Here is a 20,867-nt window from a genome sequence, read left to right on the forward strand (position 1 = left end):
GTCAGACTTTCTCCGCCCGGCCGCCCTTGCGGGTCCAGGCTTGCAGCAGGTTAATCGCGAGCAGCAACAGGAAGGACGCCATCAGCATCACGACAGCGATCGCCGTGGCGCCGGTGTAGTCGTATTGCTCCAGCTTGGTAATGATGAACAGCGGCGTAATTTCGGACACCATGGGCATGTTGCCGGCGATGAAGATCACCGAGCCGTATTCGCCGGTAGCGCGCGCAAAGGCGAGCGCGAAACCGGTCAGCAAGGCCGGCAGGATGGTCGGAAAGATCACTCTCGCGAAGGTTTGCCAACGGTTGGCGCCGAGGCTGGCGGCCGCTTCCTCCAGTTCACGTTCGGCTTCTTCTAGAACCGGTTGCACGGTACGCACGACGAAGGGCAAGCCGATGAAGGTCAGCGCCACCAGGATGCCCAATGGCGTGAATGCGACCTTGATGCCGAAGGGTTCGAGATAACGGCCGATCCACCCATGCGGGGAATACAGCGTCGTCAGCGCGATGCCGGCCACTGCCGTCGGCAAGGCAAACGGCAGATCGACCAGCGCATCGATCAGTCGTTTGCCGGGAAAGCGATAACGCACCAGCACCCAGGCGACGATACCGCCAAAGACCACATTGAGCGCCGCCCCGAGCAGCGACGCGCCGAAGGTCAGACGGTAGGATGCCAGCACCCGCTCGGAGGTGACCGCGGCCTGGAACGCATCCCAGCGCATCGTGAACGTCTTCAGGAACACTGCCGACAGCGGAATGAGCACGATGAGGGCGAGATACAGCAGGGTGAACCCGAGCGAGAGGTGAAAGCCGGGCAGTACGCACGATGACGGCTTCCTCGATGCAACCCCTCCGATATCCGATCTTGCTATTGCGCCTGCCATGTCCGCTCCCTTGCGCTCCTTCAGGACGGATGGAATCGCCTTGAAACGAGCACTTATTACTAATTCAGCTATAGAACCGCAATAATTGCACTCAAAACACATAAAGAGAACGACTTTTTTCGCATTTCTATAGGCCGTTTTCAAATAAGGAAGCAGAGCGAAGTAAAAACAGGCTGATTGCAACAATGCATGCAGCCCGCGATTTTCATGCCGCGTCGGCGCAGGATGCGACACGATGCCGGATTGGCGACAGTTTCATGTGCGGCTCCGCCTGCTTGATGGAGGAATGCGGAAGATCCCAGATGAAGCCTTGTGCATGGATCGGCGCCCCGCTTGCGCGGACCATGCGCATCAGCATTTCCAGCATGTCCGCGCCTTCGACGCGCTTGAAAACGACCTGGATATTTCGCTCGGCGCATCGCTGGATCAGCTTCAGGGCAGGTTCTTCGCACACGCCATTCCGGGTATCGACCTTGACCACCTGCGGCCGCACGCGATCGATCAGCGACAAGGCATCCTGCGCATCGACGGCATTGACCGCGATGCGGAAATCATTTCGCCGGTAGTTGTCGGTCACAAAGTCCAGCAGCCATCCCTGCTGTTGTGCGATCACCGGCAATTGCAGCACGATGCGTTGCTGCGGCAGATCGAGCAGATTCAGAATCCGCTTGAACGCTGTTCCGTGGTTGCCATCCACCGCTGCAAGAAGCCGGGCATGCACGCTCAAGTACAAATCGCTGCCCTCAGCCTGCGGCTGGCGAAAGAAATTGATGGCATGTAGCACGCGGCACAAGCGATCCAGCTCGACCGATTCGTCGTCATTGGCAGCATGGTCCAGGAGCTTCCACAGACACAGGCCCTGGTCCGATCCAGAACTGGTGCGGGCAAAGCCCTCGTGTCCGACGATATGGCCGGTGGCAACTTCGCGGATCGGCTGGAACGCGCTCGTCAGCGTGGAGTTGAAGTAGCACCCCTTTGCGCGCCCGTCGGCGCCGAGCCACACACGAGTACCCGCGTGCGTGGTGCCGTAAAGGCGTGCGAGATAGTTTTTCAGTCCTGGAAAAGACACGGCGACAGCTCCTGCTCGATGCGCATGATTTCTCGGTTGCTGCTCAGGCAGCGATTACTTCTGGCCCGGCTGGTAGATCTGGTCGAACGATCCGCCATCGGCGAAATGCGCCTTCTGCGCCGACGCCCATCCGCCGAACACCTCATCGATCGTGAACAGCTTCACTTTCGGAAATTGCGACGCGTATTTCCTGGCGATTTTTTCGGAGATCGGGCGGTAGTAATTCCTTGCCGCGATTTCCTGTCCATCATCGCTGTAAAGATACTGCAGATAAGCCTCCGCCACCTTGCGCGTGCCCTTCTTGTCCACCACCTTGTCGACGACGGCAACGGGAGGCTCGGCGAGAATGCTGAGCGTCGGTGCAACCACTTCGAACTTGTCCGGGCCGAGTTCCTTGATCGCGAGGATGGCTTCGTTTTCCCACGCGATCAGCACATCGCCGATGCCGCGTTCGACGAAGGTGGTGGTGGCGCCGCGCGCGCCGGAGTCGAGCACTGGCACGTTCCTGAAGATCCTGGCGATGAACTCTTTTGCGCTCGCCTCCGAGCCACCCGGCTGTTTCAATGCATAACCCCAGGCGGCAAGATAGTTCCAGCGCGCGCCGCCGGAAGTTTTCGGGTTCGGCGTGATGACTGCGACGCCCGGCTTCGCCAGATCGCTCCAGTCCTTGATACCTTTCGGATTGCCCTTGCGCACCAGGAACACGATGGTCGAGGTGTACGGCGCGCTATTGTGCGGCAGGCGTTTCTGCCAATCCTTCGCAAGGAAACCGCGCTGCGCGATTTCATCGATATCGTAAGCGAGCGCCAGCGTGACGACATCGGCGCTCAAGCCATCGATCACGGACCGGGCCTGCTTGCCGGAGCCGCCGTGCGACTGCCGGATGCTGAGCTTGTCGCCGGTCCTGGGCTTCCATTGCGCGGCAAATGCCTTGTTGACGTCCTGATAGAGCTCGCGCGTGGGGTCGTAGGATACATTGAGCAGGTTGATGTCTTCCGCCCATGCCGCCGGTGCAACAAGGGCCAATGCCAGCAAGGGCTGGAGCAGTTTCTTCAATAACATGAGGCGTCTCCCTGACGATAAGTTGAAGTCGTCAGCTTAAAGAAACACCTGGAAGAAACGAACGAATCGTTTTAAGGTTGATTATTTGGTTTATGCATATCGCGTTACCGCACAGCACCGGCGCCGCGACAGCGCTCGAACTTCACCATTGCTGCATCATGATTCCGATCCAAGACCTGCTGCATCGCATCCAATGGGATGCAGAATTTGGCAAAGGCAGTTTCATGATCGGCTACTACGATCGGGTCGACGACAACATCGTTCGCGTGCCGTTCCGCGAGATCTTCCTTGCGCCTGGCCAGCACTTTTCATTCGACGTGATGGACGAAGACGGCGAAACCCATATGGTGCCTTTCCATCGTGTCCGTGAAGTATGGCGCAATGGCGAGTTGATCTGGCAACGCAAGCTGCCGTGAATCGATAGGGATATTTTCCACGTCGGCGCTGCAAGCGTTCTGCATCGCGCCGCAGGTCATCCAAAATAATTCAAGCCGAGTGCTGCCTTCACCTCCGACATTGTCTGGCCGGACACTTGCCGCGCCTTTTCCGTCCCCTGGCGAAGGATGTTCAGAACTTCACCGCGGTCCATCGAGAACTGTTGCCGCCGCTGACGTATCGGTTCCAGCAAGGCTTGCAGATGATCGTTCAGCCGACGCTTCAACACGCTGTCCGCAAGTCCGCCGCGCCGATAATGCGCCTTCAGTTCCTCCAGCGTCGCCGGCTCGGTGTCGAACGCATCAAGAAAGGTGAACACGACATTGCCTTCGATCTGGCCGGGATCATCCACGCGCAGATGCTGCGGGTCGGTGTACATGCGATTGACGGCCTTCTTGATCTCGTCCGCACTGGCGCCCAGCGGTATCGCGTTGTTCAGGGACTTGCTCATCTTGGCCTTGCCATCGATGCCGGGCAGGCGTGTCACCGGCGACAGGACCGCCTCGCACTCGACGAGAACCTGGCGCTCGACCGCGCTGTTGAATTTGCGCACCAGTTCATTCGTCTGCTCGATCATCGGCAGTTGGTCATCGCCGACGGGAACCAGTGTCGCCTTGAATGCGGTAATGTCGCCGGCCTGGCTGACCGGATAGGTCAGAAAGCCGGCAGGGATGTCGCGCTCAAAACCGCGCAATCGGATTTCATCCTTGATCGTCGGATTGCGCTCAAGTCGCGATACCGTCACCAGATTGAGGAGGTATTGCGTCAGCTCGGCAAGCTCCGGCACCTGCGACTGGATGAAAATGGTGGACAAGCCTGGATCGATTCCCGCCGCAAGATAATCGAGCGCGACTTCGATCACGTTGTCGGTGACCTTCCGGTGCCGGCCGACGTTATCCGTCATGGCCTGGGTATCGGCAAGAAGCAGGAATTGCTGCGTGGTGTGCTGGAGTTCGACGCGCGCCCGAAGCGAGCCAACATAATGGCCGAGATGAAGCGGGCCGGTTGTACGGTCGCCGGTCAGGACAACGGGTTTTGCTGATGACATCTGGAATCCCTTTTATTCAAGATCCGCCGGTCAACACAGCAAAGCAAAAACAAATGCCGCCCTGAACGGCGGCATTGTTTATAAAGATGAATGGAAACAGGCCGCCAATGTCAGGCGGACCACCAATATTGACGAACTGATGCGTTCATTTCCATGCGGCGATTATATCACTCGCCAATTGGAGCGATCGATGGTCCGCCACGAGCTCAGGCTGTAGCGGACGCATTCGGCGAAACCGGCCCCGGCCGGGGCGGACTCGTCCTGGAAGTGCCATACCTGGGCGGACGCGGCTCGGTGCCGGCCATGATGTCGTTGATCTGGTCTGCGTCGACGGTTTCCCACTCGAGCAGTGCCTTGGCCATCGCGTCCACTTTGTCCCGATTGGCTTCAAGCAGGCTGCGCCCCAATGCGTACTGGCGATCCAGAATGCTGCGGACCTCGTCATCGACTTTTTGCTGCGTCTCCTCCGATACCGGATTCGACGACATGCCAAAGCCTGCGCCCTGGTTGTCGTCCGCGTACACCATGGTGCCCATGGCTTCCGACATGCCGAAACGGGTAACCATGGCGCGCGCCAGCTTGGTGGCACGCTCGAAGTCGTTCGAAGCACCGGTCGACTTCTGGTTCATGAAGATTTCTTCCGCAATCCGTCCGCCAAACAGGATCGTGATGTCCTCGAGCATCTTGTCCTTGTACATGTTGACCCGATCATGCTCGGGCAACTGCCAGGTCAGGCCGAGCGCGTACCCGCGCGGCATGATGGTCACCTTGTGCACCGGGTCCGCCTTCGGCAGCAGCTTGGCAACCACTGCATGGCCCGACTCGTGATATGCGGTATTGCGCCGTTCTTCTTCGCGCATGACGGCGGACTTTCTTTCCGGCCCCATGACGATCTTGTCCTTGGCGTCCTCGAAATCCTGCATGTCGACGACCTGCTTGTTGCGACGCGCGGCAAACAATGCCGCTTCATTCACCAGGTTGGCCAGCTCCGCGCCCGAAAAGCCGGGGGTTCCGCGCGCCAGCACATTGGGCTGCACATCCCTGGAGATCGGCACCTTGCGCATGTGGACCAGCAGAATTTGTTCACGGCCCCGGATGTCGGGCAGACCAACCATCACCTGGCGGTCGAAGCGGCCCGGACGCAGCAATGCCTTGTCCAGCACATCGGCACGGTTGGTCGCTGCAATGACGATGACGCCGGCATTCGGCTCAAAGCCATCCATCTCGACCAGCATCTGGTTCAGCGTCTGCTCGCGTTCATCGTTGCCGCCGCCCATGCCGCTGCCGCGCGCCCGGCCGACTGCGTCGATCTCGTCGATGAACACGATGCATGGCGCATGTTTCTTGGCCGTCTCAAACATGTCGCGCACGCGCGACGCGCCGACACCGACAAACATTTCGACAAAGTCCGAACCGGAGATGGTGAAGAACGGCACCTTCGCCTCGCCGGCGATGGCGCGCGCGAGCAAGGTCTTGCCGGTCCCGGGAGGGCCGACCAGCAATATGCCATGCGGAATGTGGCCGCCGAGTTGCTGGAATTTTCGCGGGTCGCGGAGGAACTCGACAATCTCTTCGACTTCTTCCTTGGCCTCGTCACAGCCGGCGACGTCGGCAAAGCTCACCTGGTTGGAATGCTCGTCCTGCATGCGGGCCTTCGACTTTCCCATCGAGAATATGCCGCCCTTGCCGCCGCCTTGCGATTTGCGCATGAAAAAAATCCAGACGCCGATCATCAGCAGCATGGGAAACCAGGAGATGAAAATCTGCGACAGGAACGAAGGACCTTCGGGGAATTTGACATCGAACTTGATGCCGCTTTCGATCAAGTCGTTGATCAGGCCGCGATCGAGCAGGGTCGTCGTCGTCTTCAGCGCGGCCCCGTTATTCGTCACGGCGACGATATTCGTTCCCTCGATCACTACTTCCCTGATCGTTTTCGCTTTTACCTGCTCCAGAAATTCGGAGTAGGGAATCGACGACGCGGTGGAGGTCGCCGGACTGTTGAATTGGACGAGAGCGATGAAGATGGCAAATGCGACCGCCGCCCAGATGGCCGGCTTTATATACTTTGAGTTCACTGAATTCCTAAATGACAATAACGAAACGATTCGTCCGCTTGTCGTGTTCTTGCCCTTGAAGTAGAGCAAGCAGTACCACTATAGTGGTTCCGTTCAAACCGCGCTGCGTTTGCCTTGCTTCAACCTGAGCGAGAGCAAGGTTCAAGCACATAGTATCGTTCATTCGCACTATAAATAAGCGAATAATTTCGTTGGATTGGTTCGGAAAAAGAGGAACAAGAAACTGGGTGTTTTGAATTGGCAAGAGTAGAGCCTTGATCGCTGATTGCATCAGTGCATCTGATGCCGCATCGCCATGAACGACAAGCGCCTCCGCCGGCTTGGCCAGGGAGGCGCGTCGTGGATCGGCGTACTGAGCCACAGTCGCAACAAGGGCGGCGACAGCCATGCTTGCAAGTTGTCAGGATTGAAACCTGTTGCGCCGATAATTCATTTACCCGGCTTTCTGTATCTCCTGTATCAGTCGAGAGATCCGAACTTCAAATCGCGGCTGCGATGGCCTTGCCTGCATCGGTGGTGGATGCCTTGCCGCCGAGGTCCGGCGTCACCGCGCCTTCCAGGATGCTTTGCTCGATGGCCTTCAGGATGGCGTCGTGCGCCGCCGTGTAGTTCGCATCGCCCTGGCCGAGGAAGTCGAGCATCATGGCGCCCGACCAGATCATGGCGATCGGGTTGGCAATGTTCCTGCCGTAGATGTCCGGCGCGGAACCGTGCACCGGTTCGAACAGCGAGGGGAATTTGCGCTCGGGGTTCAGGTTGGCCGAGGGTGCGATGCCGATGGTGCCGGTGCAGGCCGGGCCGAGGTCGGACAGGATGTCGCCGAACAGGTTGGAAGCGACCACCACGTCGAAGCGCTCCGGACTCATCACGAAACGGGCGCACAGGATGTCGATGTGATACTTGTCCCACTGCACATCCGGATACGTCTTTGCCACTGCCTCGACGCGCTCGTCCCAGAACGGCATGCTGATCGAGATGCCGTTCGACTTGGTGGCGGACGTCAGGTGTTTCTTCGGGCGGCGTTGCGCCAGGTCGAAGGCGTACTTCAGCACGCGGTCGACACCATGGCGGGTGAACACGGCTTCCTGCAGCGCGAACTCGCGGTCCGTGCCGCTGAACATGCGGCCGCCGACGGACGAGTATTCCCCCTCGGTGTTCTCGCGCACCACGTAGAAGTCGATGTCGCCCGGCTTCTTGTTGGCCAAGGGGCAAGGCACGCCGGGCATCAGGCGCACCGGGCGCAGGTTGATGTATTCGTCGAACTGGCGGCGGAACTGGATCAGCGAGCCCCACAGCGAAATATGGTCGGGCACGGTGGCCGGCCAGCCGACCGCGCCAAAGAAGATCGCCTCGAACTGGCTCAGTTGCTCGAACCAGTCGTCCGGCATCATCTTGCCGTGCTGCAGGTAGTAATCGCAGTTGGCCCACTCGAAAGTGGTGAATTCCAGCGCGATATTGAACTTGCGCGCCGCGGCTTCGACCGCGCGCAGACCTTCCGGCATGACTTCCTTGCCGATGCCGTCGCCGGCGATCACTGCAATCTTGTGTTTTTTCATCGAACTTCTCCGTATCGTTCAAGCATGGAATTGCACAAGCATAGACCTGAACAGTTCGTTTACAATGCCTCGATATGTGAATTGAAGAAACACACTTCGTGAACAATGATCTGGCTAACGAAGACCTGCGGGTGTTCGTCATGGTGGCGCGCAAGGCGAGCTTTGCCGGCGCGGCGGAAGAACTGGGCATGTCGCCTGCCTACATCAGCAAGCGCATCGGCATACTCGAGAGCGTGCTCGGCGTGCGCTTGTTTCATCGCACCACGCGGCGCGTCGTGGTCAGCGAAGATGGCGAGCGCGTCTATGCCCGCGCGCAGACCATCCTGGAAAACATCGACCATCTGTACGACGAGGTGTCGGCCACGCGTCGCATGCCGCGCGGGCAGCTGCGCATCTGCAGCAGCTTCGGCTTCGGCCGCAATGTAGTGGCGCCAGCCATCGCGCAACTGATCGAAGTCTACCCTTCCCTGCAGGTTCGGTTCGAGGTCTTCGACCGCCTGATCGATATCGCGAGCGAGGGCTTCGATCTCGACATCCGCGTCGGCGATGAGATCGCGCCGCACCTGATCGCCAAGCGCCTCGCGTCGAACTATCGCATCCTGTGCGCATCGCCCAGGTATCTCGCGCGACGCGGCACGCCGAAGACCCTGCATGAATTGTCGAATCACGACTGCCTCGTAATCAAGGAACGCGACCATCCCTTCGGCGTGTGGAAACTGCGCAGCGGCGTCGACGAACAGACCGTCAAGGTGACCGGCCCGCTGTCATCGAATCATGGCGAGATCGTGGTGCGCTGGGCGGTGGAAGGCGCAGGCATCATGTTGCGCTCGATGTGGGATGCGGGCCCGCATATCGAACGCGGAGAACTGGTGCGGATCCTTCCGGAATACCAGCAGGAAGCAAACATCTGGGCCGTCTATCCGCAGCGTCTGACCGGTTCGGCGAAGATCAGGGTGTGCGTGGAATTCTTCCAGAAATATTTCGCCGAGCGGCAGCAAGCGACGTCCGCCGCAGGCGCAAAGCCGCGCGGTACCTCGGGCAGGCGCCGCGCGTCAACGTGAAGCGCTGCGACCGCCCTCATTGCATCAGAACTCTTCCCAATCGCCGCCGGCCACCTTGAGCGCCTTGGCGCGTTCCGGCGAACCCGATACCGCCAGGCCGCGCGCACCGGCCTTCGTTCGCACCGGCAACTTCGTGACGCGTTCCTTCTGCGCGGTTTGAGGCGCAGCGGGCTGCAGCATCGCGCTGTCTTCCAGGTTGAATGCGCTGACGGCTTCCGCCAACTGTTGCGCCTGGTGGCTCAGGCTTTCGGCAGCGGCTGCAGCCTGTTCGACCAGCGCAGCATTCTGCTGCGTCATGCCGTCCATCTGGCCGATGGCCCGGTCCACTTCCTCGATGCCGGCGCGCTGCTCCTGGCTGGCAGCAGCAATTTCGCCCATGATGTCGGCCACGCGCTTGACCGATGCCACGATTTCTTCCATCGTCTTTCCGGCATCGTCGACCAGCTTGCTGCCGAGATCGACCTTGTCGACCGAGTCGGCGATGAGCGTCTTGATTTCCTTGGCCGCGCCCGCCGAGCGCTGCGCGAGATTGCGCACTTCGGATGCCACCACCGCGAAACCGCGTCCCTGCTCGCCCGCGCGCGCGGCTTCCACCGCAGCGTTCAGCGCAAGAATGTTGGTCTGGAAGGCGATGCCGTCGATCACGCTGATGATGTCGACGATCTTGCCCGAGCTTTCCTTGATCGAGCCCATGGTGGCGACCACCTGTCCGACGACCTCGCCGCCCTTGGCCGCCACGTCCGATGCGGACACGACCAGCTGGCTGGCCTGCCGTGCGTTGTCGGCGTTCTGCTTCACGGTACCGGTCAGTTCTTCCATGGAGCTGGCGGTTTCTTCCAGCGCGCCGGCCTGCGTTTCGGTGCGCGCGGAGAGATCGGCGTTGCCGGTGGCGATCTCGCGCGAGGCAATGGTGATCGTTTCCGTGCTGCGCCGCACGGCGCCGACCGTCTTGATCAGGCTGTCGTTCATGTCCTTGAGAGAGCGAAGAAGTTCGCTGATCTCGTCGACGCCGGTGACTTCCACATGCGAGCGGAGATCGCCCGCCGCCACCCTCTTGGCGATGGCGACCGCGCCACGCAGGGGTTGCGTGATGCTGCGCGTGATCTGCCAGGCGCACATGGCGCCCAGGCCCATCGCGATTGCGGAAACGATGAACAGGACATACTGGAGCCGCTTGCCGGCGCTGAGCGTGTCGTCGAGAATGCGCGCGGATGCCGCCTGCTGGCTCTCCACCAGCTTGTCGATCTGCGCCAGCGCCTGTTGATTGAGCGGATCGATCTTGGTCGTGATGGTGCGTCCCGCGCCTTCGGTGTTGAATGCAATGGCCTGCCCCAGCGCCTCCTTGAGCAGAACCTCGATTTCCTTGTCCAGCCGCGCGACGTCAGCGATGATCGCCTTCTCCTCGTTGCTCAGGCCGAGAGCGGTGAGTTTGTCGAGCGCCTCGTCATAGCGCTTCTGCTGCGCCGTGACCTTGAGGTTTTCCTTCTCCATCGCGCTCACTTCCGACAGCATGCCGATATTGCGCATGGCAATGCCGGCGGCCAGCAACGAGCCGCGCATGGTATTGGCCTGCATGATCTTGCTGTTGGCCAGCGTCAGGCTGTCGGCCATGTGGCCGCTGCTGCGCGTGTTGATCACGCTGCCGGCGATGAGAGTGGCCAGCAGCAAGGCCAGGACGATGGCGAAGCCGCCTCCCAGGCGTGCTCCAATCCGTAAGTTGTTCAAGCGCATGGGATCCTCCCTGCTTATGCGAAATGATGGAGCGGCAGAACGGGCATCCCGGGCTTGCGTTCCGCCGCAAGGACAGCCTTATTTGGACTTGTATTTCGCCAATGTCGATTGCCATCCGCCGTCTTTCGCCATTTCCGCGACGGCTTCATTGACGAGTTTCAGCAACTCGGGGTTCTTTTTCGGAACGAGGACGTGCCGTGTATAGCTGCTCTGCGGCGTCGGCGCGACATAGAGTTTGCCCGCCAGATCCATCTCGTGCAGCAGGTAATTCGCGGTCGAGCGCGGCAGCAGCGTCACTTCGATGCGGCCGGCTTCCAGCTTGCGCAGGTTGCTGCGTTCCTTCTCCGCATCCTCGCGCTTGATCGCACCGGAGGCAACCAGTTCGTCGATGCCTGCGTAGTTATGACCGAGAATGCCGCCGAACTGTTTTCCCTTCAGCGAGGACGGATCCTTGTATTCGACCTTCTTCGTCGCATTCGACAGGATCACATTGGCATCGTCCATGATCTGGCCGGACCACAGATAGGTCGTGCGGTCCTTGTCTTTGAACCACAACGGATTGACCCATGCCACCACGCCGTTGAAATCGGGCGCTGCCATGGCCTTGTCCAGCTGGGCGCGCGACACGACTTCGATCTTGAAACTCGGATTGCCCTTGGACTTCTTGTTCAGGAAGTCGATGAAGTCATAGCTCAAACCCTTGCCGCCATCGACGACGAAGGGCGGATGGTTGTGATAGGTGTAGACCGGAACGGTGTCCGCCAATGCGGGCAGCGCGCTCAATGAGGCGGCGGCGAGAAGACCGCTGACGACGTTCCTGAAGATGGCTTTGCGAAGTGTGCTCATGCTGATTCCCTCTCTACGTGTTTGAATCCTGAATGGCGGCGCCCGCATCGTGTACGGGCGCCGCAGGCAACGGCGAGGCGGATCATGCTGCCGCTGCGAACCTGCTCCCTTGATTAAAAGGTGTGACGTACGCCGACGTTGAACGCGCGATCACCGGAGCCGCCTTCTGTCGCGTTGCCGACGGTATAGAACCCGCCCGCGCTGCCCGCCCTATTGGCGACGGTGTTGTCGATGCGCGCGTAGGACGTGTACACGTTGGTGCGCTTGGACAGCGCATAGGTGTAGCCGAGTGCGATCTGGTTGGCGTCGTTGCTTGCCACGGTCTTGTCCGACTTGCGGATATAGGAAGCGAGGAACGTGCTGGCGCCGAACGGCACGCTGACACCAAGCAGGACATCGCGCGAGTCGGCCAGCGGCACATTGGTATTGCCTGTGTAGGCGCCCTTGTTGATCGCATAGGCAAGGTGCACGGTAGCGGCACCGCAGTTGTACTTCCCGCCGAGCACGGTAGTCTTCGCGCTGGTGCTTGCAGTGATGTCGTTCACGTTGTTGTGCGCGAGGCGCACGGTGAGTTTGCCGTTGGTATAACCAAGCTGGGCGCCGACCGTGCGTGCGGCGGAGGTATTGCCGGCGACTTCGCCGAAGCCGTAGGTGACATCCGCGCTGAAACCGGCGACCAGCGGTGTTGCATACTTCACACTGTTGTTGGTGCGCGCCGCGTTGCCGCCGCCGGTCGGCGTGCCGCCCTGCGACATCAGGTTGGCCGCGGTACCCGCGAGGCCGCAGGAGAACGGATCGAGCTCGCCGCACAATGCGCCGAAGATCGGCGTGTATTGGCGGCCCATGGTCAGTGCGCCGAGATTGCTCTTCAAGCCGACGAATGCCTGGCGACCGAACAGCGCGCCGCCCTGCAATGCCGAACCCGTGTCCACGCCGAAGCCGTTCTCCAGGACGAACAGAGCGGACGCACCGCCGCCGAGGTCCTCGACGCCCTTGAATCCGATGCGGTTGCTGTTCTGCATGCCGCTGCTGAGCTTGGTGACGGCACCGTTGACGCCGCCGGTCTGATGATCGATGCCAGCGTCCACCACGCCATAGACGGTCAGGCTCGATTGTGCGGCGGCGCTGCCGGCAATTGATGCAAATGCTGCAAGTACTGCGAGTGCGAGAAACGACTTCTTCATTACGATTTCCATCCCTGTTTTTGTGAAATGCATGGGCCGCTGATAGGCATCGATGCGATGCGGTCGCGGATCCTCTGATGAACACATGTCCACAATCGTTGGTAGCGCAGAGAAAGAAACTGCCAGTCAAATTGCGGTCACGCGTTGGTTTCCAAATTGCATGTTTCATGCCATGCGTAGCAGATGCAGGCGTGACGCGGCTCTGCTGAATTTTTCATCAGTGCACGGAAAGGGGAATTCTCAGAACTTGAAAGCGGACGCTCCCGCTTTCAGGAAAGGAAACGCGTTATTGACGCGCTTGTGTGAAATGGAGAGGGAGTGCGCGATCCGGACACAACCCGGACCGCATTTGTCAGACAACGTGCAGAAGAATGGCGAGGTAATGACAGACGCTTCCGCACAAGACGAACAGATGCCAGATGCCGTGACCATGGACAATGCGCTCATCGAATGCGTAAAACACGATGCCGAATGTGTAGGCTGCACCACCCGCTGCAAGCCAGGCAAAGCCGCTCCAGCTCAGCGCCGCAATCAGGGGCATGATGGCGATCACGGCGAGCCAGCCCATCAGTACATAGATCACGAGCGACAGCACGCGTGCGCCTTTCGCGATGCATAACTCCTGCACGATGCCAATCACGGCCAGCCCCCATATCGTCCCGAACATGGTCCATCCGAGCGCGCCGCGCAAGGTCACCAGCGTAAAAGGTGTGTAGGTGCCGGCAATCAGCAGGTAGATCGCGCAATGATCGAGCTTGCGCATCACCTCCTTGGCCGAGCCCCGCACGCTGTGATACAAGGTGGAAATGACATACAGCGCCAGGAGCATCGCGCCGTAGATGCTCAGACTGACAATCTTCCATGGATCGCCGCCCTGCGCCGCAATGACAATCAGCAGCGTTGCGCCGCATGCCGCCAGCAGAGCGCCGGCAAGGTGGCTGATGCTGTTGAATCTTTCTCCGTAGTACATCGCAGTGAAATCCTTGTGAACAAATTCGAAAACCGGCTTCGTCTCTTTGGAAGTCGTGGGAAGCGAAAACCATCATAGCCAGTGGGGCCATCTGTTGGGATGGCGCCACACCGTGGCTTTGCGCTGCGTCAGTTGCATCCTCGGTAGATGCGATGTGCGGCGTCTGGATTGCTGCCGGCGCAATGATGCTCGATCAGGGCGGGAGGGCTGCTTCATGCAGCGGTTTTGCACACTAAAACCCGATTCCGATTAATATTGTCCGCTGACAATATTCCTCAACACAATTTACTACCATGACTACATCTTCGCAAACGAATTCCGCTCCCATCCGCTTCGACGGCCAGGTGGCCATTGTGACCGGCGCCGGCGGCGGCCTCGGCCGCTCGCATGCCTTGCAACTCGCCGCACGCGGCGCCAGGGTCGTCGTCAATGACCTCGGCGTGGCGCGCGACGGCACCGGCAATGCGCAATCGGCAGCCGAGCGCGTGGTCGCCGAGATCCGCGCAGCAGGCGGGCATGCGATGGCGAGCGCCGCGTCGGTCACCGATCCCGCTGCCGTGGAGGACATGGTAAGCCTGGTGATGCGCGAATGGGGCCGCATCGACATCCTGGTCAACAACGCCGGCTTCCTGCGCGACAAGAGCTTTTCGAAGATGACGCTGGACGACTTCCGCGCCATCGTCGACGTGCACCTGATGGGCGCGGTGTATTGCACCAAGGCCGTGTGGGAAATCATGAAGCAGCAAAACTACGGCCGCATCGTGATGACCACATCCTCCTCCGGTCTGTTCGGCAATTTCGGCCAGGCCAATTACGGCGCGGCCAAGATGGCGCTGGTGGGACTGATGCAGACGCTGGCGATCGAGGGCGAGAAATACGGCATTCGCGTCAACTGCCTGGCGCCGACGGCAGCCACCAGGATGACGGAAGACCTGATGCGTCCGGAGGATCTTGCCCTGCTCAAGCCGGAAAGCGTCACGCCGGGGATGATCTATCTGGTGTCGCGCAATGGTCCGAGCAAGACTGTGCTGTGCGCTGGCGCGGGGACGTTCTCGCGTTCGAACATTACCTTGACGGACGGTGTGTTCATTGGCGAACGTCCGGATGCGGCCGAGCTGTTGATGGCGAACGAGGATCGGCTGCGTGATCGTACGGGAGAGACGATTCCGACGACCGGGTTTCAGCAGTCGATTATGGAGATTACCAAGGCGCGTGCCGGGAAGATGTGAGTAGTTTTTTCTTCGGTGATGCAGGGCTGTAGGTTCTTCGTCGAGACTTGCCGGGGGCGGCCCGGCGAGCCACAACGGAGAGAGCAAGGCATCGCACCACCGAAGAAAAACCAGATCCGGAAGGCGACATCACCTCTCCGCCCGAACCCTCACCACCCTCCCCCCCGCAGCCCACACCCCACGCCCAATCGCACGCCCCCCATCAAACACCAGCCAGCTCTGCGCCCCATAATGCGGCAGCGGCCGAAGCAATGCCCGCAACGCATCAGCATCGCCCACCGACACCACCGCCAGTGGCGCACCATCCTTGACCACCGTCCACACCTGCGCACTCCCTTTTCCATTCAGCTCAGCCGGCCGCGACGGCAGCCCGGCGCGCGCCAGGGCCGCATCCACATCGGCATGCAAGCCGATCAGCATCACCGGCTCACCGCCCGAGCCAATCTCGTCGACCGATACGACGCGAGGAGGTCGCTCGAACAAGCGCCGTGCAAGTTCCTCCGCCGTCTCGCGCAGTTGCGGCGAGACGATCGCAAGACGCGCGGAACGTGCGATGAACCATTGCCGCAGTATCGGTGGAAGCTGCTCATGATCGAGCACGCGCCAGATGCGAAGATCCGGATCGACGCGCACGCCTTCCGGCGCGGAATCCACGTCGAGGCTGACGCGCTCATGCGGCCGCGCAATATCGATCCAGCGCATCTCCGAACGCCCCGCATAGACCAGTTCGACCGGCAAGTGCAATGCGTAGGCAGGCGATGTCTGTTCGACGGCGAGCTGCACGCGCGATTTGCCTGCCTCGGATGTCAGGCTGGCGTCGGATATCGTCACCGTCGGCCCGCCGGCGCGCGTGAGCCATTGCTTGAAAAATTCGTCCAGCGGCTTGCCTGACGCCTGCTCGAATGCAAGGCGCAAATCGTTCCAGCTCGCCTGCTGGAAGCGATGCCTGTTCCAGAACGCGCGGATGCCTTTGCCGAAGGCTTGTTCGCCGATCGCGTCGCGCAACATCACGAACAGCATTGCCGACTTTCCATAGCCGATGGCTGCCGCCGCGCCGTGCGTGCGGGACCGAAAGCCGCTCAGGGTCTGCCGGTCACCCGCCGGCACGGCGGCGAAATCGCGCAGCCATGCCAGGCGCATTTCCCGCGCCGCGCCCGCCGATTCGCGTTCCTTGTACGCGTAATCGGCCATGAAGGTGGTCAGTCCCTCGCTCCAGTTGCCGCTGGCGTAATCGACATACACGCCATTGCCCCACCAGTTGTGCAGCACTTCGTGACCGAGAGAGGTGGCGCGGATGAAAGGCAGCTTCAGCACGTCGGCGCCGATATAGGTCAGGGTCGGCATGCCGAAGCCTGTCGGCAAGGGGCTCGCGACGATGGAGAAGCCGGCGAAGGGATACGCGCCGATCTGCTCGGAATACGATGCGATGTAGGCTTGCGTATCGTCGAGGTAGCCATCGCTCATGTCGGGCATCGCATCCAGTTCGCGCGTGAAGTAGGTGCGCAGGCGCAAGGGTTCCGCGTCTTTGCGCGCGATCATTTTCTCGCGCACGATCCACGGCCCGGCCATGAGATCGATGCCATCGGCAGGCTGCGTGAATTCGAAGCTGGCGCGATAGGGTTTCGTGCCGTCGGCAGGCACCTCCTCCAACAGCAGGCGGCCTGCCACCAGCGCGCGCTGCCCGTTGCTCACCGAGAGCGTCAATCGATAGGTGAACAGATCGGCAGGCTGCGGATACCAGGCGCTGCCTGCCGGCAGGAAGCTGCCTTCGCTGGAGGCCATCGGCGGCAGGCTGCGCAAGACGCCGCGATGATCGAGGCTGCGATCCAATGCCGGCAGCGTGCCGCCGTATTCCAGCCGCAGCTTGTCGGCACCCGACGGCATGACGACGCGCCAGTCGCGCAGCGCGCCTTCGCGTCCGGCGGGATGCACCGTGAGGGCTTTGCCGCCAGCCGTCGCACTCCTCACCTGCAGGGTTTCATGCAAGGCAAAGACAAATTCATGCGCAGGCGGAACGAACTCGGCGCGTGCCTTGAATTCACGCGTTTCGGTGTTCAGGTCGACATGCAGTTCCAGCGCGGGCGTCGCGGCTTGCGCGAATGCGCCTGCGAGAACTAACAGCAGAACCAGGAGCGGCTGACAGATTGCACGCGCAAACAGCCGGCTCATCGGCGCACCGGAAACTTGATGATCAGATCCAGGGTCTCGTCGCCACGCTTGATGCGCATCGGCAGCCAGGTTCCCGCAGGCTGCCCGCGCACCGCAGCAACCACAGCACCGCTTGCGTTGACAGCCGCGCCACCGACCTCCAGCAAACGGTCGCCATTCTTCAGCCCGGATTTTTCCGCAAGGCTGCCTGCGCCAACGTCGATGATGCGCACCGCGCCTTCGTTCTCTTCCAGGCGCACGCCCAGTCGCGGCGGCTCCGGCGCGGGCTCGGCCTGCGGCGGCAAACCGAAAGCGACATTCACCATGCCGGGACGGATTTCCTTGCAATCCATCTCGGACGAAAGCGCCATCATGGTTCCCACGTTCTTGATGCCGAGATCGCGCAACTGGAACGGAACGCCGTAATTGAAGCGGATATGTCCGCTGCCCATGATGCCGACAACCAGCGGCTTGTCGCTGCCTTGCACGGCATTCGCGCGGCGTGCCAGGGCTTCGGCCATGGCGCGGTCCCAGGTGGTTTGCGATTCGACGAAATTGCGGAACGCGCTATCCGACTTGCTGGCTTTCTCGTTCTTCGCTCCCTTCGCTGCGTGCATCGCGTGCACGCGGTAGACGTCGAACAGGAAGTCGCGATAGGCGTCGCTCGGCGGCGCTGCGCGGCCCACGCCCTCACGCTGCGCTTCGGGCACGCTGTCCCAGCCCTTTTCACGCACCGCCTTGTTGAGCGAGGAGTCCACATTCAACGCCATCATCGGGATGCGGTTGATGCGCGCGAATTCGAAGAGCGGCAGATAGAGTTCGGGAGGCGTGTTCCACACCTTGTTCCATTCCGCCAGCTCCAGGAATTGCTTCACCGTCAGATCGCCGGCGACCCAGCGGTCCAGCACCGCCTGCACGCGGCGCGGAAACATTTCGAAGCCGATCACCATGTTCGGCCGCAGCAGGTGAAGCGCCGCGAGCGTCTGCAACTGCCAGCGATGATGGTCGTCGTCGTCATGGTGCTCGCCGAGAAGGACCACCTCGCGTTTGGCCATGTCGGTCAGCAGTTCATTTTCGGGAACGGTGCGAAACGGCGCCCGGTCCAGCGCGGTCCATGCGCTCGGAATCAGACAACTGGGGGCGGATGCCGCTTGCGCGGAATGCAGCGCAAAGGCGGACAGGCAAGCCAGCGCGATGGCGGCGGTTCGAAGGTTTTTCGGTTGCATGACAGGATGTGACCTTTCGATCTTTTCCGGCAGGTATGGCGAAGCAGTGCGGACTGCGTCGCGCAGTTTTTTCAATCGACCTCCCGGCATCATGGCCTTCGCATCGGCCTTGATTTCGGTCAAGTCATGCGCCGGTATAGCCGCGCCGCAAGCATACGCCCTTTTCCATGGTGTGGGTTTCGCCTGGATCAGCAAAGCAGAAAATGGCAAAGCGTTTTATATTGGTCGTCTTGCCCGCTGACCAGGGCTGCCCCGATCACCTGAACTTGAAGGAATTTGCATGACCGATTTGTCCGTCTTTCCCATCACGAAGAAATGGCCCGCCCAACATCCCGACCGCATTCAGCTCTATTCCTTGCCCACGCCCAACGGCGTCAAGGTGTCGATCATGCTGGAAGAATCCGGCCTGCCTTATGAGCCGCATCTCGTGAGCTTCGAGACGAACGACCAGCTGTCGCCGGAATTTCTCTCGCTCAATCCGAACAACAAGATTCCGGCCATCATCGATCCGCAGGGGCCGAACGGCAAGCCGCTGCCCTTGTTTGAGTCGGGCGCGATTCTGCTCTATCTGGCCGACAAGAGCGGGCAGTTTCTCCCGGCGGATCCGGCGCTGCGCTACGAGACGATCCAGTGGCTGATGTTCCAGATGGGCGGCATCGGCCCGATGTTCGGCCAGCTCGGTTTCTTCAACAAGTTTGCCGGCAAGACCTACGAAGACAAGCGTCCGCGCGACCGCTATGTGGCGGAGTCGAAGCGCCTGCTCGGCGTGCTGAACCAGCGGCTCGCCGGACGCACCTGGATCATGGGCGACGACTATACGATCGCCGATATCGCCACGCTCCCCTGGGTACGCAACCTGATCGGTTTTTACGAAGCCGGCGATCTCGTGGGGATCAAGGATTTTCCGCATGTGACGCGCGCGCTGGACACTTTCCTCGCGCGTCCCGCGGTCGCAAAAGGCTTGCAGATTCCGGGAAACAATTAGCAGATAGGTCGCGAACTTGCACTGCCGCCATTGATTTAAAGCCGGTCAGACGTGAAATGCACCCGGATCCGCTCTTCCAGCATTTGCCGGGTGTCTTTTTCATTTGCCTGGGAAAGACAGTTGAATACTTCCCGCGCAATCGGCCGGAAGGCGGCCATCACCTTGGGGTCGAAGTGGCTGCCGGTTTCCGCTTCGAGAATATCCATTGCCTCTTCAAAACGCATCGGCTCCTTGTAGGCCCGCCTGGAGCAGAGCGCGTCAAAGACGTCGGCCACCGCGAATATTCTTGCTGCAAGCGGAATGGCCTCGCCCGCCAGCTTGCGAGGATAGCCCGAGCCGTCCCATCTTTCGTGATGGGCGACGACCACGGCTTTTGCCTCGTCCAGCCAGTCGATGTTGCTGACGATATCCTCGCCTTGCGCGACGTGCGTCTGCATGATTTCCGATTCTTCCGCGCTGAGCCTGGCTGGCTTGCGAAGAATCGCGTCGGGAATGCCGACCTTGCCGACATCGTGGAGAAAACTACCGATGATCAGGGACTGCATCGGCTTCCCATGCAAGCCGATGCATTCGCCGATGCGCGCGGCGATCCAGGCAACACGGAGATTGTGCGCACCGGTATCGGAATCCCGCTTCGCGATCGCGCGCCCGAGGGCTTCCATCATCGAAATATGCGAGGTCAGGATCTCGCTGGTCTTCCGTTCGTTTTCCGCGGACAGTCGCACGACGACCGGATAGATCACCGCGCCGCACATCAGGGAGGCGACCCCCACCATCAACGCCGCTGTCAGGGCGGTCCCGAACATCTGCTCGCGCTGCCAGTCAGAGACGACCCGCACTCCCTCGAAATAGCCGGCAATCGGCCCCGAATCGCCTTCGGCCGCCGCTTTCAGCGGGACAAAGACGCGCAATACCCAGCGCTTGTCATGGAGCTTCAGGCTTTCAAACGAAGCGACCGCCTTCTCCGGCCGCACGTGGACGGGAAGCTGTCCCTCGACCAGGCGGCCCGCCTCCGTCATCGTTATCGCGAGTTTCTGCCCGTTCCGGTCATAGATCTCCGCGATGTCGAACAGCCCGCCGGCGAGCGCATCCGACGCCTTTCTGGCTTGCTCGCTGGCCTTCGGACCGCTCAGGGCCTCGGTATCGAAATGGTGGAGATGCAAGAGCCGGCGAGACTCTTCCATGGCAAGGGAAACCGTGCTTTGTTCGGCGTTCCGATGTGCGACGAACCAGGCAGCAGGGCTCGCCACGGCAGCGAGAAGAATGCTGGCGATGCCAATCTGGATCGCAGTACGGCGGTTGAAGGAATTCATGACGGCACGTCCGGTTACCGGCACTAAAACCAAAGCGAGAATCGTG

Annotated in this window: 18 protein-coding genes; 4 read left to right on the top strand and 14 right to left on the bottom strand. The window is 60.7% G+C overall.

Annotated features, from left to right (window positions below; genetic code table 11):
- Position 1: 1 nt before the first annotated feature.
- The 3 genes from cysT to E6W33_RS02755 all read right to left on the bottom strand — a co-directional run bounded on the left by cysT (position 2) and on the right by E6W33_RS02755 (position 3,011).
- Positions 2-880 (bottom strand): sulfate ABC transporter permease subunit CysT, encoded by an 879-nt coding sequence (cysT, locus tag E6W33_RS02745; RefSeq protein WP_136414008.1) that lies wholly within the window; start codon positions 878-880, stop codon positions 2-4.
- Between the two features lie 205 nt (positions 881-1,085).
- Positions 1,086-1,949: an EAL domain-containing protein gene (locus E6W33_RS02750; protein ID WP_136414010.1), complete on the bottom strand. Its 864-nt coding sequence runs from the start codon at positions 1,947-1,949 to the stop codon at positions 1,086-1,088.
- A 54-nt stretch (positions 1,950-2,003) separates the two neighbouring features.
- The gene (locus tag E6W33_RS02755) at positions 2,004-3,011 is read right to left on the bottom strand and encodes a sulfate ABC transporter substrate-binding protein (RefSeq protein ID WP_136414012.1); all 1,008 of its coding nucleotides are present in this window, start codon (positions 3,009-3,011) and stop codon (positions 2,004-2,006) included.
- Positions 3,012-3,169: 158 nt separating this feature from the next.
- Here E6W33_RS02755 and E6W33_RS02760 point away from each other — a divergent pair, with 158 nt between their 5' ends.
- Positions 3,170-3,427 carry a DUF504 domain-containing protein gene (locus E6W33_RS02760; protein WP_136414015.1) on the top strand — a complete coding sequence of 86 codons (258 nt, stop codon included), beginning with the start codon at positions 3,170-3,172 and terminating at the stop codon, positions 3,425-3,427.
- A gap of 56 nt (positions 3,428-3,483) precedes the next feature.
- Here the strand turns inward: E6W33_RS02760 and trpS are convergent, their stop codons facing one another.
- The 4 genes from trpS to E6W33_RS02780 form a co-directional block, all read right to left on the bottom strand.
- Positions 3,484-4,494 carry a tryptophan--tRNA ligase gene (gene trpS, locus E6W33_RS02765; RefSeq protein WP_136414017.1) on the bottom strand — a complete coding sequence of 337 codons (1,011 nt, stop codon included), beginning with the start codon at positions 4,492-4,494 and terminating at the stop codon, positions 3,484-3,486.
- Positions 4,495-4,700: 206 nt separating this feature from the next.
- Positions 4,701-6,572 carry an ATP-dependent zinc metalloprotease FtsH gene (ftsH, locus tag E6W33_RS02770; RefSeq protein ID WP_136414019.1) on the bottom strand — a complete coding sequence of 624 codons (1,872 nt, stop codon included), beginning with the start codon at positions 6,570-6,572 and terminating at the stop codon, positions 4,701-4,703.
- A gap of 7 nt (positions 6,573-6,579) precedes the next feature.
- Positions 6,580-6,960 carry a hypothetical protein gene (locus E6W33_RS02775; protein ID WP_136414022.1) on the bottom strand — a complete coding sequence of 127 codons (381 nt, stop codon included), beginning with the start codon at positions 6,958-6,960 and terminating at the stop codon, positions 6,580-6,582.
- 91 nt (positions 6,961-7,051) lie between these two features.
- Complete coding sequence (locus E6W33_RS02780) at positions 7,052-8,128, bottom strand: tartrate dehydrogenase (RefSeq protein WP_136414024.1); 1,077 nt, start codon at positions 8,126-8,128, stop codon at positions 7,052-7,054.
- A 98-nt stretch (positions 8,129-8,226) separates the two neighbouring features.
- On the opposite strand from E6W33_RS02780, the gene E6W33_RS02785 reads away from it, so the two are divergent.
- On the top strand, positions 8,227-9,189 hold the full coding sequence (locus E6W33_RS02785) for a LysR substrate-binding domain-containing protein (RefSeq protein ID WP_136414026.1): 963 nt from the start codon (positions 8,227-8,229) through the stop codon (positions 9,187-9,189).
- A 24-nt stretch (positions 9,190-9,213) separates the two neighbouring features.
- Here the strand turns inward: E6W33_RS02785 and E6W33_RS02790 are convergent, their stop codons facing one another.
- The 4 genes from E6W33_RS02790 to E6W33_RS02805 all read right to left on the bottom strand — a co-directional run bounded on the left by E6W33_RS02790 (position 9,214) and on the right by E6W33_RS02805 (position 13,920).
- Positions 9,214-10,920 carry a methyl-accepting chemotaxis protein gene (locus E6W33_RS02790; protein ID WP_136414028.1) on the bottom strand — a complete coding sequence of 569 codons (1,707 nt, stop codon included), beginning with the start codon at positions 10,918-10,920 and terminating at the stop codon, positions 9,214-9,216.
- 78 nt (positions 10,921-10,998) lie between these two features.
- Complete coding sequence (locus E6W33_RS02795; protein WP_168798488.1) at positions 10,999-11,766, bottom strand: transporter substrate-binding domain-containing protein; 768 nt, start codon at positions 11,764-11,766, stop codon at positions 10,999-11,001.
- Between the two features lie 113 nt (positions 11,767-11,879).
- The gene (locus E6W33_RS02800) at positions 11,880-12,950 is read right to left on the bottom strand and encodes a porin (protein ID WP_136414032.1); all 1,071 of its coding nucleotides are present in this window, start codon (positions 12,948-12,950) and stop codon (positions 11,880-11,882) included.
- A 352-nt stretch (positions 12,951-13,302) separates the two neighbouring features.
- Positions 13,303-13,920 carry a hemolysin III family protein gene (locus E6W33_RS02805; protein WP_136414034.1) on the bottom strand — a complete coding sequence of 206 codons (618 nt, stop codon included), beginning with the start codon at positions 13,918-13,920 and terminating at the stop codon, positions 13,303-13,305.
- Positions 13,921-14,213: 293 nt separating this feature from the next.
- Between E6W33_RS02805 and E6W33_RS02810 the strand changes: the two genes are divergently transcribed.
- Positions 14,214-15,149 (top strand): SDR family NAD(P)-dependent oxidoreductase, encoded by a 936-nt coding sequence (locus E6W33_RS02810; RefSeq protein WP_136414036.1) that lies wholly within the window; start codon positions 14,214-14,216, stop codon positions 15,147-15,149.
- Positions 15,150-15,278: 129 nt separating this feature from the next.
- Here E6W33_RS02810 and E6W33_RS02815 read toward each other — a convergent pair whose 3' ends face one another.
- Together E6W33_RS02815 and E6W33_RS02820 are read right to left on the bottom strand one after the other, a co-directional pair.
- Positions 15,279-17,318: a M1 family aminopeptidase gene (locus tag E6W33_RS02815; RefSeq protein WP_136414038.1), complete on the bottom strand. Its 2,040-nt coding sequence runs from the start codon at positions 17,316-17,318 to the stop codon at positions 15,279-15,281.
- On the bottom strand, positions 17,315-18,646 hold the full coding sequence (locus E6W33_RS02820) for a ChaN family lipoprotein (RefSeq protein ID WP_211097210.1): 1,332 nt from the start codon (positions 18,644-18,646) through the stop codon (positions 17,315-17,317). Before E6W33_RS02820 ends, E6W33_RS02815 begins: the two co-directional genes overlap by 4 nt.
- A gap of 157 nt (positions 18,647-18,803) precedes the next feature.
- On the opposite strand from E6W33_RS02820, the gene E6W33_RS02825 reads away from it, so the two are divergent.
- Positions 18,804-19,508, top strand: a complete 705-nt coding sequence (locus E6W33_RS02825; protein WP_136414040.1) for a glutathione S-transferase N-terminal domain-containing protein — start codon at positions 18,804-18,806, stop codon at positions 19,506-19,508.
- Positions 19,509-19,543: 35 nt separating this feature from the next.
- Here the strand turns inward: E6W33_RS02825 and E6W33_RS02830 are convergent, their stop codons facing one another.
- Entirely contained in the window at positions 19,544-20,821 is a 1,278-nt protein-coding gene (locus E6W33_RS02830; RefSeq protein WP_136414042.1) for an HD-GYP domain-containing protein, read from the bottom strand.
- Positions 20,822-20,867: the final 46 nt, after the last annotated feature.

The organism is Herbaspirillum sp. ST 5-3 (assembly GCF_004804275.1).
Taxonomy (GTDB): Bacteria; Pseudomonadota; Gammaproteobacteria; order Burkholderiales; family Burkholderiaceae_D; genus Noviherbaspirillum.